Origin of the sequence: Bradyrhizobium sp., from assembly GCF_030697065.1 — a bacterium.
Classification (GTDB): Bacteria; Pseudomonadota; Alphaproteobacteria; order Rhizobiales; family Xanthobacteraceae; genus Bradyrhizobium.
Genome location: NZ_JAUYQU010000325.1, coordinates 1 through 15,423, shown reverse-complemented (window position 1 = coordinate 15,423; position 15,423 = coordinate 1). Strand labels below are relative to the sequence as shown.

Genomic DNA, 15,423 nt, shown 5'->3' with positions numbered 1-15,423 from the left:
CAAAAATCCAGGAAAGAGAGAACAACCATGTCTGCTTCCATGAACCGCCGCACCATTATGCGCCGTCCAGCCCGGTCGATCGTTGCCGCCATCGCGGCAGGTTTCGCCGCAATGATCGCGACACCTGGCCACGCCGCTCCGGTCGAATATGTCAGGATCTGCTCATTGTACGGCGCCGGTTTCTTCTACATTCCGGGGACCGACACCTGTGTGGACGCGCGCCAGATCGTGCAAAGTCAATATGACGTTGCTCGTGCGCAAACCCGGAGCGCGACCGGCACCGCGATGGCCGCTTCCCTTGTCGCACCGTGGCTTCCAACCGGCACCAACTACGCCATCTCGAATCATTGGGCGGCCTTCGACGGGCAACACGCGATGGGGGCATCGGGGCTCATCCGGGTTTCGGGCAACCTGGTGTTTTCCGCCGGATTCGCTTTGGGCCTCGACCGCGGACGCCTGCTGTCCACGACCAATCGGACGCAGACCGAATTCGGCACGTCGGTGCCCGCGCAGTCCTGGAGTGACGTCCGCAGCATCGGCCGCGCCGGCTTCATGTACGCGTGGTGACGCACCCGGCCTGAGTTGAACCCTCCCAAACCATTCTCGCATTCGAAAGATCATTCCATGACAATCTCAATCCTGCGTTTGATGCGCCACCCGATCACTTGTGCCGCCGCCGCCCTGTCGTTTCTGATAACCGCACCGGTATCCGCCTCGTCCGCCGATGCGGCCGACCTCGCGTTGAAGGGCCCGTCGACGGCCTCGGCGCCGCTGTGGACCGGCTTCTACATCGGCCTTCATGGCGGAGCGGGCAACGGCAAAAGCCAACTCGAAGATCCGGACTTCCAGATCGCGTTCGACCGCGTCACCATGAACTCACGCGGCACGCTCGCAGGTGCCCAAGTGGGCGCCGACTGGCAGTTTGGCGACATCGTGGTCGGCGGAGAAATCGATGCGTCATGGTCATCGATCAAGGGCAGCGTCGCGCCCGATCCGGCTTTCTTCCTGTCCGGCCTTTCGGTGCAGTATCAGGCGCTGGCGACGGGTACCGGCCGTGTCGGTTACGCAGCGGGTAACCTGCTGGGTTACGTCAAAGGCGGCGTAGCCTGGGCCAACGTCGACTACAAGAGCGCACTCGGTACCGCGTTCCCGATCGACGTTAATCACCAACGCACCGGTTTGACGGGCGGGGCAGGTCTCGAATTTGCGCTATTGGGCAGCCTCTCGGCCCGGGTCGAATACGACTACGTCTATTTCGGCGCCGGCGCGATTGCCCTCGGTACCCGGCGCAATCCCAGCAATGTCGATCATGAACTCCACCTCGTGAAGGTCGGTCTGAACTGGCGCTTCACCGGCGACTATTTGCTTGCGCGCTATTGAGCACAGCCATCCGTCACCATTCATCGGAGACCATCATGTGGAAGCACATCAACGCAGCGCGCTGCGTCCTCGGGCCCGGCTTGCGAGCGGTTCTCGCGATCGCCGCGTTTGCCATGTTCAATGCCGCGCCAAGCCACGCCTCGGTCGAATACCAGAGAGTCTGCTCGCTCTACGGCGCCGGGTTCTTTTACATCCCTGGCACCGACACGTGTTCCAACGCGCGCCAGATCGTGGAGAACCAGTTTGCCATCGCTCGCGAACTGACGCGCGCCGCTACCGGAACAGCCATGGCCGCGGCTCTGGTAAATCCATTCCTGCCCGACGGTACCGATTATGCGATCTCGATCCACTGGGCCGTTTTCGACGGGCAGCATGCTGCCGGGTTTGCAGGACTGATCCGGTTGTATGGAAATTTGGCGTTATCGGCGGGAGTCGCCGTCGGCCTTGATAACGGTCGCCTGCCTTCCCTGGTCAATCGTACCCAGACCGAGTTCGGCACTTCGGTGCCGGCCCAGTCATGGAGCGACATTCGCGTGCTCGGACGCGTGGGCCTTCAGTATTCGTGGTAAGGGCAACGCGCAGCCGGCCGGTGTGATTGATCGACGCCGCCGGTCGGGAACAACTGTCATCATCCGCGAAGGCGGATGATCCAGTATTTCAGAGACGTTTTTGTTCAACCCGAGAAGCTGCGTCATCCCCGCGCTGCGCGGGGATGACGGGTAGGGGAGGCGAGAGCCGCTACTACGGATCGGGGGTCTCACCCCCGATACGCCCGCACCCGCTGTACCATCTGCTCGACATGCGCAATCGGGGTTTCCGGCTGGATGCCGTGGCCGAGGTTGAAGATGAAGCGACCGCCGGCAAAGTTCGCCAGCACGTCGTCGATCGCACGGTCCAGCGCCTCGCCGCCGGCGATCAGCACCAGCGGATCGAGATTGCCCTGCACCGCGACTTTGGTCTGCACGCGCTCGCGGATCAGCGACGGCTCGGCCGCCCAGTCGATGCTGACGCCATCGACGCCGGTGGCCTCGACATAGTCGGGCAACTGCGCGCCGGCGCCACGGGGAAAGCCGATGATCTTCGCGTCCGGCACCTGGCGGCGGACGCCTTCGACGATGCGCCGGGTCGGGTCGACCGACCAGCGCTGGAATTCGCGGGGCGGCAGCACGCCGGTCCAGGTGTCGAAGATCTGCAGCACATCGGCGCCGGCCTTGAGCTGTCCGAGCAGATACTGGATCGAGTTTTCCACCAGCACGTCGATGATCTTCGCAAACGCCTCGGGGTGGCGATACGCCATCATCCGCGCCGGCGCCTGGTCGGGCGTGCCCCTTCCGGCCACCATGTAGGTCGCAACCGTCCACGGCGCGCCGCAGAAGCCGACCAGCGCGATCTTTGGACCGAGTTCGCGGCGCACGCGGCGCAGCGCCTCGTAGACCGGTTCGAGTTTCGCAAAGTCGCCCGTTGACGCCAGCGTGCCGACCTTGTCCGGCGTATCCAGAGGATCGAGCCGCGGGCCTTCGCCGGCTTCGAACCGTACCGAACGGCCGAGCGCGTAGGGAATGACGAGAATATCCGAGAAGATGATGGCGGCGTCGAAGTTGAAGCGCCGGATCGGCTGCAGTGTTACCTCGGCGGCATATTCAGGCGTGAAGCACAGATCGAGAAAGCCGCCGGCCCTGGCGCGCAGTTCGCGGTATTCCGGCAGATAACGGCCGGCCTGCCGCATCATCCATAGCGGCGGAACCGGCTGCCTGCGGCCGCAGAGTACTTCGACGAAGGGTTTTGTGGTCGGGTTCTGGGTCAAGCCGCTTTCCGTGGTGGTTCGACAGGGCATCTGCCGTTCCTGATACACTGCCGTCGCGGTCTTGGCCACGGTCACCGGGCGGACGATGTCACCGCTGGAAAACGTATGTGCCCGGAGCATCCCCGGCCGGTGCATATCCCTTTTCGGGAGCACCCATGGCAGGCGGCGACACGCGCTCCGGCGCGGAATGGCCGGCGAGCCAGTCGGCCCAGTCTAGCCACCATGATCCTTCCTTCGCCTCAGCCGCCGCGGCCCATTCGTCCGGGTCGAGACAGGTGTCGGCGTTGCGCTTGAAAGCGATACGAAAATGGCGGTGCGGGCGGCCGGGCTCGCTGACGATGCCGGCGTTGTGGCCGCCGCTCGTGAGCACGAAGGTGACGTCGGTATCGGTGTGATAGTGGATCTTGTAGACCGACCGCCATGGCGCGACATGATCGCGCTCGGTTCCGACGACGAACATCGGCGCGCGGATGTTCTGCAGTGCGGCCGTCCGTCCGTCGACCATGAAGCGACCAGTCGCGAGCTCGTTGTCGAGATAGAGCCGCTGCAGGTACTCCGCATGCATCTTGTAGGGCATGCGGGTGGAGTCCGCGTTCCACGCCATCAGATCGGTCATCGGCGTCCGCTCGCCCATCATATAATCGTGGACCAGCCGCGACCAGACCAGGTCGTTGCTGCGCAGGAGCTGGAAAGAGCCCGCCATCTGGTCGGCGGAGAGATAGCCCTTGTTCCACATCATGCTCTCCAGGAAGTGCATCTGGCTGTGGTCGATGAAGAGGGCGAGCTCGCCGGGTTCGGTGAAGTCGGTCTGGGCTGCCAGCAGCGAAACCGTCGCCAGGCGGTCGTCGCCAGCGCGCGCCATGGCGGCGGCGGCGATCGATAGCAGCGTTCCTCCAAGGCAATACCCTGTCGCATGGATCTTGCACCCGGCAACGATGGCGCTGATGGCCTCGAGTGCGGCCATGACGCCGGAACGCCGGTAATCGTCCAGGGTAAGCTCGCGATCCTCGGCGGCTGGATTGCGCCAGGAGATGCAGAAGACGGTATGGCCCTGTCCGACCAGATAGCGGATGAGCGAATTCTGCGGCGACAGATCGAGGATGTAGTACTTCATGATCCAGGCCGGCACGATCAGCACCGGCTCGGCCATGACCGTCTCGGTCGATGGCGCATATTGAATCAGTTCGATCAGGTGGTTCCGATAGACGATCTTTCCCGGCGTGACGGCGACGTCCCTGCCTGCCTTGAAATCCTCGGAGCCCAACGGGGGCTGCCGGGTGATCTGCCGGCCGATGTCCTCCAGCCAGTTCTGGAACCCGCGGATGAGGTTGGCCCCGCCGGTCGCGGCGGTCTTCTCGATCACTTCGGGGTTGGTGAACGGGAAGTTCGACGGCGAGAACATGTCGAGAAACTGGCGCGCGGCGAAGGACACCACCTCTTCATGATGCGGCGAGACGCCGGGCACTTCGCGGGTGACGTTATGCCACCATTGCTGATTGAGCAGGAAAGCCTGAGCCAGGAAGTTATAAGGTGGTTTGCGCCATCCCTCCGCGCTGAACCGGTAGTCGCCCGGCAACGGGGCGATGCAGGGTGGCGCATCGGGACTGCGCGCTGCAGCTGTGCAATGAGCGATCAGACGCGTCGCTTTCCGTGACGCCTTATCGATCAGCTCGAGGCGTTTTCCGGGAGCCGACGCAAGATGAATGGACCAATCGAAGAAGGCGAGGGCCAGCGACGCCGGAGAAAGCCCACCCGTCGACTGGGCGGTGAGGGCTTCGCGCATCCGGTCGATCGCGCGGAAGGCTTCGCTGCCGACGCTTTCCTCGGCCGGCGGCAATGATATTGACCGATTTTGTACGGACCGAGTCTGCACAGACAAGGCGTGTTCCGGCTTGGTCGAAGGCATTACTACTACTTCCTTACTGGACATGACCTTTTCCCTCGACATCGGCCGCGATCCCGAAAGCCGGGTTCGTCACGAGAATGTCACGAAAACCGCGCGCCGGGCATCGGTCTCTCCGTGGAATTTGCTGATGAACAATGTGTATCCGGAGCCGGCCGACGACAGTTGACGTGGATCAAGACGTGGCTGTGCAATCGTTTCGATCTGCTGCGCGACAAGGTTCGGCTCGGCGCCATCAACCAGGACATCATCCATCAATGCCGCCGATTTACCTGACAGCGCTGCGCTGGGCCGCGAGCGCAATCAGGGTGGCCACAACTCCGCTCAGTTCAACCGCAGTTCGGTGATATGCCGCGGGTCCGGCTTCAACTCGCCGCGTTCGACGCGCTTGACGATATCCGTCAGCGCCGCATTGGCGATGCAGGAGAGGCCGACCTTCTCGCCCTCGCGCACCACAAGGCCGTTGAGGAATTCGATCTCGGTGCGCCGGCCTTTCTCCATGTCCTGGCCCATCGACGGACGCTGCCCGGCGGCGGTGCGCTTGCCGTCCTCGAATCGCTGCGCGTCACAGGCGCGCGTCGCTTCCTCGTCGCCTTCGCCGGCCCGCGCGATGGTTTCGGGCGGCAGATGCAGGATCTCTTCCAGCTGATAGCCATGCGCCTGCCCGACGCGGATTGCTTCGCTGCCCAGCCGTGTGGAGAAGCGGCGGATTGGCTCGCTTTGCAGGATCTCGCCACCGGGCAGCCCGGTGCAGGCGGAGAGCCCGTTGCCCATGGCGTTGGCGACCAGCTTCGACCAGCGTTCGCCCCACAGATTGGAGGTCACCATGGCGCTGTCGGCGGTGCCGACCAGCCGGCAGATTTCCTCCGCCCGTGGCGTGATACGGCCGTGAACCTCACCGGCGCGAAATACGGTGTGCGTGGCCCCGTGCTTGCCGGCACCGCGATGGATGTGGCCGGGCCCGGGCAAATTCACCGTGATGCTGCTGGCGATGCAGCCGAGCGTCTTGCCCCAGCCGACGATGCCGGCGATGGTCTCTTCGTTCATGCAGTTCTGCAGCGACACCACGTAGCCGTTCGGCGCCAGATATTGCCGGATCAGCATGGTGGCCCAGGCGGTGTCGTAGGACTTCATGCAGATGAAGGCGATGTCGACCGGCGCTTCCCTGGCGAGTTGCTGTGCGTCGGTGACGTGCAGCGCGCGCACGGGCACGGTGAATTCCGCGACGTCCCTGGCGTGGGTGACGCGCAGGCCGTGCTTGCGCATCTGCTCGACATGGGCGGGCCAGGGATCGATGAAGGTGACATCCTCGCCGGCCTGCACCATATGGGCGCCGGCATACCCGCCGACCGCCCCGGCTCCGACGATCGCAATCTTTTGGCCCATGCTGTCCTCCCGGCGTCTCTTTGACAGAGGCTAGCGCGCCAGTGGGGTTCGCCACAAGCGGTGGCCGCGCCGCGACCTGCACAGCCGTTATGCGCTGCGCACCACGCGAAATCCGATGTTGCTGGAAGCGCTGTCCTGGCTGTTCGAACTGCGCGCCGCGACGCGGTAGCGGTTGCAGTAGGATTCGTGGCAGAGGAACGATCCGCCACGAAGCGAGCGGTTGACGGCAGGCACGGTCTGCAGCGGATCCACCGCGGCGGTGATGCGGTGATAGTCCGGCGCGAAATAGTCCTCGCACCATTCCCAGACATTGCCCGCCATGTTGTGCAGGCCATATCCGTTCGGTTGAAAGGCGTGCACCGGCGCAGTGCCGATATGACCGTCGTCCGCGGTGTTGCAATCGGGAAAATCGCCCTGCCAGATGTTGCAGCGGTGTTCGTCCGATGGTGTCAGCTCATCGCCCCACGGATAGCTGGCCCGTTCGAGCCCGCCGCGCGCGGCGATCTCCCATTCCGCCTCGCTCGGCAGTCGCGTGCCGGACCACCTGCAATAGGCCTTCGCGTCATTCCAGGACACGTGCACCACGGGATGATCGAGCCGGTGGAGGACGGTGCTGGGCGGACCCTCGGGCTGCGCCCAATAGGCATGCGGCACCGGCAGCCACCAAGGCGTCTCGGCGACACGCTTGTCGATCGCTCGCCTGGTCTCGTCAGGCAGCAACCCCTGGAACACGAAACTCCAGCCGTATCGTTCTGCATCGGTGGTGTAGCCGGTGGCGCGAACGAAATCGCCGAACTGGATGTTGCTGACGGCGTGGCAGGCGATGGCAAACCCACTGACTGTCACCAAGCGCGGGGGGCCTTCGCCATCAGCGGGAAAGCGTCGGTCATCCGATCCCATGATGAAGGCGCCCCCGATCGGGATGCTCCAGCGGCGCGCGATGGGAGTTGGGCTCGGTTCGAGGCTGACGGACGCAGAGACAGAATCGTTTTCAGTCAGCTGACCGTTGTCAGACTTGCGAATTGTGCCGCAACAGGAGGAAACTGCACTGTTGGCCAATGGTATCGCGCTCCATTCCACGGTCTTCGCTGTTCTTCTTCCCTCCCCGCCACGCGCAAGGGCGCGTGGGGGGAGGGGAGCAGATCACGTCGGCTGTCGTTCCTCTTCCCAGAACGCCGTGCCGCCCTCCGCCTTCATCAGCTCCAGGATCTTTTCGCGCGGGATTACACCGCATCGCTTGGCCCAGGCGGCGTATTGCTCGCTCATGGCGCGGACGCGTTCCGGATGCTGCCCGGCAATGTCGTGCATCTCGGTGCGGTCGGCCTCCATGTCGTAGAGTTCCCATGGGCCGGGATATTTTCGCACCAGTTTCCATTTGCCGGTGCGAACCGCCGCGTTGCCTTCATGCTCCCAGAACAACGGTCCGCGGCCGCCATAGGCCGCCGCGAAGGACGGTACCAGGCTTTCGCCTTCGCAGGGCAGGATCGGGTTGCCGTTGTATTCCTTCGGATAGGCCGCGCCCGTCACGTCGACGATGGTCGCCATGATGTCCGTCAACTGGCTCGGATTGTGCCGCAACCCGCCTTTCTCCTGAATGCCGTGCGGCCAGTGCACGATGAAGGGCGTCGCGATGCCGCCCTCGTGGATCCAGTGCTTGTAGAGCCGGAACGGCGAATTCGACAAATTGGCCCAGGCGGTGCCGTAGCTTTGATAGGTGTCTTCGCCGCCGGGCATCAGCTTGGGATCGTTGCCGAAGCGCACCGGCTTGCCGGCCCGGGTCTTGGCCTTGGCGATCATCAGTTGATCGACCAGTTCGCGCGCGGTGACGCCGTCGGGAATATCCTCGGCGCAGGCGCCGTTGTCCGACAGAAAAATGATCAGCGTGTTGTCCAGCTGGCCGGTGGCTTCAAGGGCAGCAAGGATACGGCCGATGCCCTGGTCCATGCGGTCGATCTGGGCGGCATAGACTTCCATGCAGCGCAGTGTCCATTCGCGATTTTCAGCTTCGGTCCACGGCGGCTGGGTCGAGTCGCGGTCGGTCAGCTTCCAGTTCGGGTGGATGATGCCGTCATCGACCAGCTTTTGCAGCCGCCGCTCGCGCAAAGTGTCCCATCCCGCATCGAACTTTCCCTTGTATTTCGCGATGTCTTCGTCATGGGCGTGCAGCGGCCAATGCGGCGCGGTATAAGCGACGTATTGGAAGAACGGCGTCTCGGGATTGTCCCGCTTGTGCTGGTGAACATAGGCGACCGCCTGGTCGCTGATCGCATCGGTATAGAAGAAGGCAGGATCGTTCTCCGCTTCATGCTCGATATTGTCGTTGCCGCGTGTCAGCGTGTTCGGATGGTAGAAGCTGCCGGCGCCGATGATGGTACCGAAGAAATAATCGAAGCCGCGTTGCAGCGGCCAGGAATCGGTGGGCTCGGTCAGGTTGGAGGACACATGCCACTTGCCGCTCAGATAGGTTTTGTAGTTCTTCGCCTTGAGCACTTCGGCGACAGTAACGCAGCTCTTGTTCAGATTTCCGGCATAACCCTCGGGCCCGTTGTTGTAGGTGAGGATGCCGACTCCTGTCTGGTGCGGATGCAGCCCTGTCAGCAGCGAGGCGCGCGACGGGCTGCAGCGGGCGGTGTTGTAGAATTGCGAATAGCGCAGCCCGTTGGCGGCCAGCCGATCCAGATTGGGCGTTTCGATTTCGCCGCCGTAACAGCCGATGTCGGAAAATCCCATGTCATCGTTGAGGATGATCATGATGTTGGGGCTGTTCGCTTTGCCGCCATTTGCCATGGTTTGGTCCTTCTTGATCCTAGGGCCTGGAATCACAAATCGGTATTGCTGCCCATCCTTCGAGACGGCCACTTCATGGCCTCCTCAGGATGAGATTAAACCTGTCGAAACATCGCGACCTCATGCCGAGGAGCGAGCGACGCGAGCGTCTCGAAGCATGGGCAGCAAGCGACTCATCTTTCTCACATAGTTGGTGCTGGTATTTGCGGTGTCAGGGGTGACGCCGCGTCAGGTTGATGCTGAGCTGGAAATAACCGGGCAGATAGACCGAGCGCAGCAACTCCAGTGGCCGGCCGTCGGTGTTGACGGTAAGTCGCTCGATCGACAGCAGCGGGCTGCCGGCCTTGATTCCGAGCAGCTCGGCGCTGGTGGCGTCGGCGAGCGAGGCGCTGATGGTCTGGGTCGCTTCCTTGATCTCGAATCCGAGTTCGCTCTCAAAGACCCGATACATCACGATCGAGGTGAGGTCGCGCTTGTCGAGTTCCAGCCCGATGTCGGGCGGATAGAACGCGTGCTCGATGGCGATCGGAATGTCGTCGGCGAAGCGGACGCGTTTGAGCTGCCACACCGCGCGTTCGCGCAGCTGCTTGCGGACATTGGCATCGTGCCGGTTGGTCATGCCCTGCAGCAGCACCTTGGCGCCGGGCTGGTAGCCGGCGTCCTTGATGGTTTCCGAAAACCCCATCAGCCGACCGACCCAGTTTTCCGGCTGGTTGGTCCGCAGGAAGGTGCCGCGGCCGCGCTCGCGTTCGAACATGCCCTCGTCAACCAGCGGCTTGATGGCGTTGCGGATGGTGATCCGGCTGACGCCAAAATGCTTGCCGAGTTCGGCTTCCGTCATCAGCCGGCCGGTCTTGTCGATCAACTCGCCGACCTTGACCTGGCGGCGGATGGTTTCGCGGACCTGAATGTGCAGCGGCATGGAACTGGCTTCTTCCGGCTCCCCAGGATTGCTCATGCTGTCAGCGATGCCTTTTCGGTAGCGCAAACGTGCAGCTGCGGTCATTACAGCCGCCTGCGGGTGGTTGCGTCGAACACGTGGATATCGGCCGCTCGGGCGGTGATCGACAACGCGGCGCCCTCGCGCGGCACGTTGCCGTCGCTGACGCGCGCCCGAATCGAGATGCCGGAGCAATCGAGATCGAGGATGGCGGTGTCGCCGAGGTCCTCGACCAGGTCGACCACGGCCGGAATGCCGTCGGTGACGATCCGGACCGCGCCGGGACGGATGCCGACGACGACATCGCGCTCGCCGGCTTCCTTCAGGCTGGTCTCGAGGCGGTGGCCCGCGATCTCGACGTAGCCGCCCCTGTAACGCGCCGGGATCAGGTTCATCGGGGGGCTGCCGATGAAGGCGGCGACATCGATCGAGTTCGGCCTGGCGAACACGTCGGCAGGCCGGCCGATCTGCTGGATTTCGCCGGCCATGAACACCGCCATGCGATCGGCCAGCGTCATCGCCTCTTCCTGGTCGTGGGTGACGTAGACCGCCGTGACGCCGAGCGAGCGCTGCAGCTTCTTCAACTCGGTGCGGGTTTCCAGCCGCAGCTTGGCGTCGAGATTGGACAGCGGTTCGTCGAGCAGGAACAGCCGTGCCTTGCGGACGATGGCGCGGGCCAGCGCGCAGCGCTGCTGCTGGCCGCCAGACAACTGGCCGGGCTTGCGTTGCAGCAGATGCTCGATCGCGACCTTTCGCGCGGCCTCCTGCACCGCCGGGACGATCTCGGCTTTCGGCATTTTGGCCATTTCCAGCGGAAAAGCGATGTTCTCATACACCGTCATGTGCGGATAGAGCGCGTAGCTCTGGAATACCATGGCGATGTCGCGGTCGCGTGCATCCGCTGCGGTGATGTCCTGGCCGTCGATGAAAACCCGGCCGGCGCTCGGCGCATCGAGGCCTGCGAGGATCCGCAAGGTGGTGCTCTTGCCGGAGCCGGATGGCCCCAACAGCGCGAAGAATTCACCGGGCTCGATATCGAAGGTCACGCCCTTCAGGGCTGCGAACTCGCCATGCATCTTGACGATATCTTCGAAACGCACCTGACCGCGACCGCTCATCGGCGCCCTCCGCCCTTGACCGCGCCGACGGTGAGGCCCTTGACGATATTCTTCTGGGCGACGATGCCGAGGATGACGACCGGCAGCATCGCCAGCACCGAGACGGCCGCAAGCTTGGCCCACAGCGTCTGTTCGACCGAGATGAAATTGAACATCGCGACCGTCACCGGCCGCACCGTATTGCCGCTGAGCACGACCGCGAACAGGAATTCGTTCCAGGCGTTGAGGAACACGAACACGACCGTTACCGCGATGCCGCCGCGCACCTGCGGGATGATGATGCGCCACAGCGTCTTCATCCGGCTGGCGCCGTCGAGATAGGCGGCTTCCTCCATCTCGAACGGAATATCCTCGAAATAGGACACCAGCAGCCAGATCGCGAACGGCAGCGAGAACGACAGGTAGATCAGGATGATGCCCTGGTAAGTGTCGATCCAGCCGATGTTCCGCAGGATCAGGAAATAGGGGATGATGATGCCGACCGGCGGCAGCATTTGCGTCGCCAACACATAGAAACCCGCGAATTTCTTGCCGCGAAACCGTAGCCGCGCTAGCGCATAGGCCGCGGGCACCGCCATCAGCATGGTGATGACGGTCGTGCCGATCGCAATGACAAAACTGGAGACGAGGTTCGGCAGGATCGACGCCGAGCCGAACAGCACGTCGCGATAGGGCTCCAGCGTCGGCGTGAAGAACAGTTTCGGCGGGTAGGCCAGCACGTCGGAGTCGGTTTTCAGCGAATTCAGCACGCTCCAGACAATCGGGAAAACCCACGCCAGCAGGAACAGCAGCGTGATCGCGAGCACCGCGACGAGGCGAATACGCCGGACGATCATTTCGCTCTCCGCAGCGCGAACAACACGCCCGAGATCAGAATGGTCACCACCAGCAGCGCCACCGCCAGCGCCGAGCCGTAGCCGATCGACAGTTCGGTGAAGGACTTGCGGTAGGCGTAGAGATTGAGGATCTCGGTCGCGGTCCCCGGACCGCCGCCGGTGACGGTGAAGATCGCGGCGAATGCCGTCAGCGCCACCATGGTGCGCATGATCACCACCATCACGATCGCGGGCCGCAGCAAGGGCAGGGTGATACGGCGGAAACGCTGCCAGGCGCTGGCGCGGTCGAGCCGAGCGGCTTCGTAGATATCCTCCGGCAGCGAGGCGAGGCTCGCCAGCAGCACCATGAAGGCGAAAGGAGTCCATTGCCATGTATGGATGATGATGACCGACACCATTGCAAGCGTGGGATCGCCTAGCCAGTTCTTGCTGCCGAGCCCGGCATTGATGGCGAGGTAATCGACAATGCCGAATTCCGGAGCCAGCATGAAGGTGCGCCAGATCATGCCGACCACGGCAGGCGACAGCACCACCGGCAGGATCGCAATGACGCGGAACCAGCCCTGGCCGCGCTTCATGTCCATCACCAGCAGGGCCAGCGCCAGACCGAGCGCGACCTGCAGCACAACGGTGGAGGCAGTGTAGACCAGACTAATCAGCAGCGAGGACCAGAACCGGTCGTCGGCCAGCAGCGTTCGGTAGTTTTCCAGTCCGACAAAGCCATCCGCAAACGGCATCGCCAGATCCATCCGGAACGTGCTGGTGCCGATCAGGAACAGGAGCGGGAACGTTGTGGTTGCCAGCAACGCCACGAACGCCGGCGCCAGCAGCGCTGCCGCGAACCGGCGTTCGCGCCGCGCCAGCACGCGGCCGAGATCGCCCGAGTGGGAAATCGCGGCCGCGTGGTCCTGCATCGCTATCGTCGCCGGCTTCGCCAACTCAGCCGCGCATCATCGGTTCGACGCGGCGCTGGGCGTCGTCGAGGGCTGCCTTGATGGTGGCCTGGCCCGACAGCGCGGACTGGATCGCGGTCGCCATGGTATCGCCGATCGCGGGCCATTGCGGTACCCGCGGACGCCAGTCGACGTCGGTGTCGCCCTGCAGCGTCGCCATCGTGGCCTCGACGAAATTGTCACCAAAGCCGTTCATCAGCTTCACGTATTCCGGATCCTTCCAGATCGAACTGCGGTTGACGCCGGAGCGCTTCGCCGGGCCGGCAAAACGATGCGCGGTGCGGGCCTGGGTTTCCGCGCTGGCGGCCCACTGGATGAACAGCCAGGTCGCCTTCTTTTTCTTCTCGCTCTGCGCGGCGTTGATCGGGAAGCCCCAGTTCCAGATCGAGCTTACACGTTTGCCTGTGGGTCCCTTCGGCCAGCGCGCATAGCCCACCTTGCCGATGATCTTGGATTTTTCGGGATTGTTGATGACCGACGCCGACGAATGCGCGTCGATATAGGAGGCGACGGTGCCTTGCGAGAAGGCGTCGGCGATATCGGGCCAATTCCAGTTGGCCGCCGCCGTCGGCGCGTATTTTTTCATCACGTCGACATACCAGGCCAGCGCCGCCTCGGCCTCCGGGCCGTTGACGGTGAGCTTGCCGCCCTTGAACCATTCGCCGCCGAATTCGCGGAAGATCGAGGGATAGATGTACATGTTCTGGCCGGCGCCGGCGACGCCGCGCAGCGCGGTGCCCCAGATGCGGTCGTTCGGCGAATTCAGCGCCGCGGCGTTCTTGACGAAGGTTTCGAGATCGTCGGCCGGCTTCAGGCCCTTGGCGTCGAACAGGTCCTTGCGGTAAACCTGAATGGTGACTTCGCCGTCATAGGGCACGCCATACAGTTTTCCGTCGACGCTGTCGGCGGCGCGCCATGCCGGAATGATGTCGTCGAACTTGAACCAGTCGGCGTCGGTCAGCGATTTGTCGGCGAGGTAACTGTCGAGCGGCTCGACCCATTTGTTCGCGGCGTAAAGCGAATAATACATCGGATCGGCGGCGTGGGTGGCGTAGGTGCCGGTCTTCGAGGTGAGATCGATCACGCTCTTCTGCCGGATCTGAGCCGGCGGAATTTTCTCGAAGCGGACATCGATGCCCGTCAGCGCCTTGAACTGCGGCGCCAGCGAAATCAGGTTTTCGAAATAGCTCGCCGGAATGACGGCGACCGTGATGGTTTCGCCCGAGGTCTGCTGCCAGTCGATCTTGGCGGATTTGTACGGTGCGAGATCGGCGTCCTGGGCGGCGGCCTGCCGCAGCACCGCCGGCCCGATACCGATCAGGGCCGCAGCGGCCGTGCCGGTTTTCAGGAATGTACGTCGCGTCGGGGTAAATGCCTTCATTTCCTCGTCCTCCCTGGCCCGGCTTTTTGCCGGTTAAGTTAGGACATTATCCAAATGTTATAACATGTCAAATTGGGGGAAGGGGCGGGTCGGCCGGCGATGGCTGAGGGGTTTCCATGCAACCCGTTACTGAACCTGATGGCAGCGGGTTCTCCACAACTGTTCTGTCGGGTCAGGCTGCGAGATCCCATAGCTGCGGCGAACCGCGCAGCAGCACGCTGCGTCCTTTCGCCGTAATGGCGGGACCGTCGCCGGTCACGGCAGCCAGTTGAAGCGCGATCAGGCTCTCGACAACCAGGCGATCCCTGATCCGACGTTCAGCGGCGGGCAGCCGAAGCGCCTTCAGTGCCTCCCATTGATCCCGTGTCAGGTCGCAGTCGAATTCGGTGTTCATGGCTGCCTCGATGCGTTGCGTGCGCGCGTGTCTTACGGAGCCAGCATGAACGGGGTGCGACCACAATGAGTCGGGATTTCGATTGAAACGGTTTTTATGATGACTGGATTGGAATCGGTCGAAACGGCTTGTCACGACAATGTGTAACGAGTCCGGCCCCACGCGAATCAATATCTGTAATTTGTCTGTCACGGCCGCACCGCCGGTGCCTCGATCGGCAGATCAATGTCGTCCGGCGAACGCAGGGACATAATATCCTGGGCGTCGTTGTTGCCCAAGGTGTCTGCCTCCGTGCCGGAAGACGGGTCGCGGCGTACAGGTCCGGGGTTCGCAGGGACGACAAGCGGGATCAAGCTCGCAGACACACTTTTGCAATCTCGCGGCGCGTTTCGCCCGAGGTTTGCGTTTGAATTCCCGCCCTCTTCAAATCAAGGGCGCAGGGAATGCCGGGCGCCCGATGCGCCCGATAGCCACGTGTGCTATGGGTAGTGGTAGATGCACACGTGTTGTCAGGTCACACCGGAATCACCCGGCATTCCCC

The 15,423-nt window shown here is 63.2% G+C and carries 15 protein-coding genes; 3 read left to right on the top strand and 12 right to left on the bottom strand.

Annotated elements, in window-relative coordinates:
- Positions 1–39: 39 nt before the first annotated feature.
- From Q8R73_RS25670 to Q8R73_RS26105, 3 genes are read left to right on the top strand one after another with little or no spacing between them, the layout of a single operon-like run.
- Positions 40–567: a porin gene (locus tag Q8R73_RS25670; RefSeq protein WP_305722344.1), complete on the top strand. Its 528-nt coding sequence runs from the start codon at positions 40–42 to the stop codon at positions 565–567.
- 57 nt (positions 568–624) lie between these two features.
- Positions 625–1,380 carry an outer membrane protein gene (locus tag Q8R73_RS25665; protein ID WP_305722343.1) on the top strand — a complete coding sequence of 252 codons (756 nt, stop codon included), beginning with the start codon at positions 625–627 and terminating at the stop codon, positions 1,378–1,380.
- 35 nt (positions 1,381–1,415) lie between these two features.
- Positions 1,416–1,949 (top strand): porin, encoded by a 534-nt coding sequence (locus Q8R73_RS26105; protein WP_371126176.1) that lies wholly within the window; start codon positions 1,416–1,418, stop codon positions 1,947–1,949.
- A gap of 188 nt (positions 1,950–2,137) precedes the next feature.
- Here the strand turns inward: Q8R73_RS26105 and hemE are convergent, their stop codons facing one another.
- From hemE to Q8R73_RS25600, 12 genes are all read right to left on the bottom strand, one after another.
- Entirely contained in the window at positions 2,138–3,214 is a 1,077-nt protein-coding gene (gene hemE / locus Q8R73_RS25655) for a uroporphyrinogen decarboxylase (protein WP_305722342.1), read from the bottom strand.
- Between the two features lie 58 nt (positions 3,215–3,272).
- A complete protein-coding gene (locus Q8R73_RS25650; RefSeq protein WP_305722341.1) occupies positions 3,273–5,090 on the bottom strand; it encodes an alpha/beta hydrolase in 1,818 nt (605 codons plus the stop codon).
- A 69-nt stretch (positions 5,091–5,159) separates the two neighbouring features.
- A complete protein-coding gene (locus Q8R73_RS25645; RefSeq protein ID WP_305722340.1) occupies positions 5,160–5,342 on the bottom strand; it encodes a hypothetical protein in 183 nt (60 codons plus the stop codon).
- 69 nt (positions 5,343–5,411) lie between these two features.
- On the bottom strand, positions 5,412–6,473 hold the full coding sequence (locus Q8R73_RS25640; RefSeq protein WP_305722339.1) for a ketopantoate reductase family protein: 1,062 nt from the start codon (positions 6,471–6,473) through the stop codon (positions 5,412–5,414).
- An 87-nt stretch (positions 6,474–6,560) separates the two neighbouring features.
- Positions 6,561–7,376 (bottom strand): formylglycine-generating enzyme family protein, encoded by an 816-nt coding sequence (locus tag Q8R73_RS25635; RefSeq protein ID WP_305722381.1) that lies wholly within the window; start codon positions 7,374–7,376, stop codon positions 6,561–6,563.
- Positions 7,377–7,616: 240 nt separating this feature from the next.
- Complete coding sequence (locus Q8R73_RS25630) at positions 7,617–9,260, bottom strand: arylsulfatase (protein WP_305722338.1); 1,644 nt, start codon at positions 9,258–9,260, stop codon at positions 7,617–7,619.
- 211 nt (positions 9,261–9,471) lie between these two features.
- On the bottom strand, positions 9,472–10,218 hold the full coding sequence (locus Q8R73_RS25625) for a GntR family transcriptional regulator (RefSeq protein WP_305722337.1): 747 nt from the start codon (positions 10,216–10,218) through the stop codon (positions 9,472–9,474).
- Between the two features lie 47 nt (positions 10,219–10,265).
- The gene (locus Q8R73_RS25620) at positions 10,266–11,318 is read right to left on the bottom strand and encodes an ABC transporter ATP-binding protein (protein WP_305722336.1); all 1,053 of its coding nucleotides are present in this window, start codon (positions 11,316–11,318) and stop codon (positions 10,266–10,268) included.
- On the bottom strand, positions 11,315–12,154 hold the full coding sequence (locus tag Q8R73_RS25615) for a carbohydrate ABC transporter permease (RefSeq protein ID WP_305722335.1): 840 nt from the start codon (positions 12,152–12,154) through the stop codon (positions 11,315–11,317). The genes Q8R73_RS25620 and Q8R73_RS25615 overlap by 4 nt, the downstream gene beginning before the upstream one ends.
- Positions 12,151–13,068 carry a carbohydrate ABC transporter permease gene (locus tag Q8R73_RS25610; RefSeq protein WP_305722334.1) on the bottom strand — a complete coding sequence of 306 codons (918 nt, stop codon included), beginning with the start codon at positions 13,066–13,068 and terminating at the stop codon, positions 12,151–12,153. Before Q8R73_RS25610 ends, Q8R73_RS25615 begins: the two co-directional genes overlap by 4 nt.
- A gap of 25 nt (positions 13,069–13,093) precedes the next feature.
- Entirely contained in the window at positions 13,094–14,488 is a 1,395-nt protein-coding gene (locus Q8R73_RS25605) for a sugar ABC transporter substrate-binding protein (protein WP_305722333.1), read from the bottom strand.
- Between the two features lie 172 nt (positions 14,489–14,660).
- Positions 14,661–14,882, bottom strand: coding sequence for a hypothetical protein (locus Q8R73_RS25600; protein ID WP_305722332.1), 222 nt, complete (start codon positions 14,880–14,882; stop codon positions 14,661–14,663).
- Between the last annotated feature and the right edge of the window lie 541 nt (positions 14,883–15,423).

Coding starts and splice junctions, on each gene's coding strand:
- Q8R73_RS25610 (WP_305722334.1), bottom strand. CDS start 13,068: ATGCAGGACCACGCGGCCGCGATTTCCCACTCGGGCGATCTCGGCCGC.
- Q8R73_RS25625 (WP_305722337.1), bottom strand. CDS start 10,218: ATGAGCAATCCTGGGGAGCCGGAAGAAGCCAGTTCCATGCCGCTGCAC.
- hemE (WP_305722342.1), bottom strand. CDS start 3,214: ATGCCCTGTCGAACCACCACGGAAAGCGGCTTGACCCAGAACCCGACC.
- Q8R73_RS25665 (WP_305722343.1), top strand. CDS start 625: ATGACAATCTCAATCCTGCGTTTGATGCGCCACCCGATCACTTGTGCC.
- Q8R73_RS25630 (WP_305722338.1), bottom strand. CDS start 9,260: ATGGCAAATGGCGGCAAAGCGAACAGCCCCAACATCATGATCATCCTC.
- Q8R73_RS25620 (WP_305722336.1), bottom strand. CDS start 11,318: ATGAGCGGTCGCGGTCAGGTGCGTTTCGAAGATATCGTCAAGATGCAT.
- Q8R73_RS25605 (WP_305722333.1), bottom strand. CDS start 14,488: ATGAAGGCATTTACCCCGACGCGACGTACATTCCTGAAAACCGGCACG.
- Q8R73_RS25650 (WP_305722341.1), bottom strand. CDS start 5,090: ATGCCTTCGACCAAGCCGGAACACGCCTTGTCTGTGCAGACTCGGTCC.
- Q8R73_RS25615 (WP_305722335.1), bottom strand. CDS start 12,154: ATGATCGTCCGGCGTATTCGCCTCGTCGCGGTGCTCGCGATCACGCTG.
- Q8R73_RS26105 (WP_371126176.1), top strand. CDS start 1,416: ATGTGGAAGCACATCAACGCAGCGCGCTGCGTCCTCGGGCCCGGCTTG.
- Q8R73_RS25670 (WP_305722344.1), top strand. CDS start 40: ATGAACCGCCGCACCATTATGCGCCGTCCAGCCCGGTCGATCGTTGCC.
- Q8R73_RS25640 (WP_305722339.1), bottom strand. CDS start 6,473: ATGGGCCAAAAGATTGCGATCGTCGGAGCCGGGGCGGTCGGCGGGTAT.
- Q8R73_RS25645 (WP_305722340.1), bottom strand. CDS start 5,342: ATGGATGATGTCCTGGTTGATGGCGCCGAGCCGAACCTTGTCGCGCAG.
- Q8R73_RS25600 (WP_305722332.1), bottom strand. CDS start 14,882: ATGAACACCGAATTCGACTGCGACCTGACACGGGATCAATGGGAGGCA.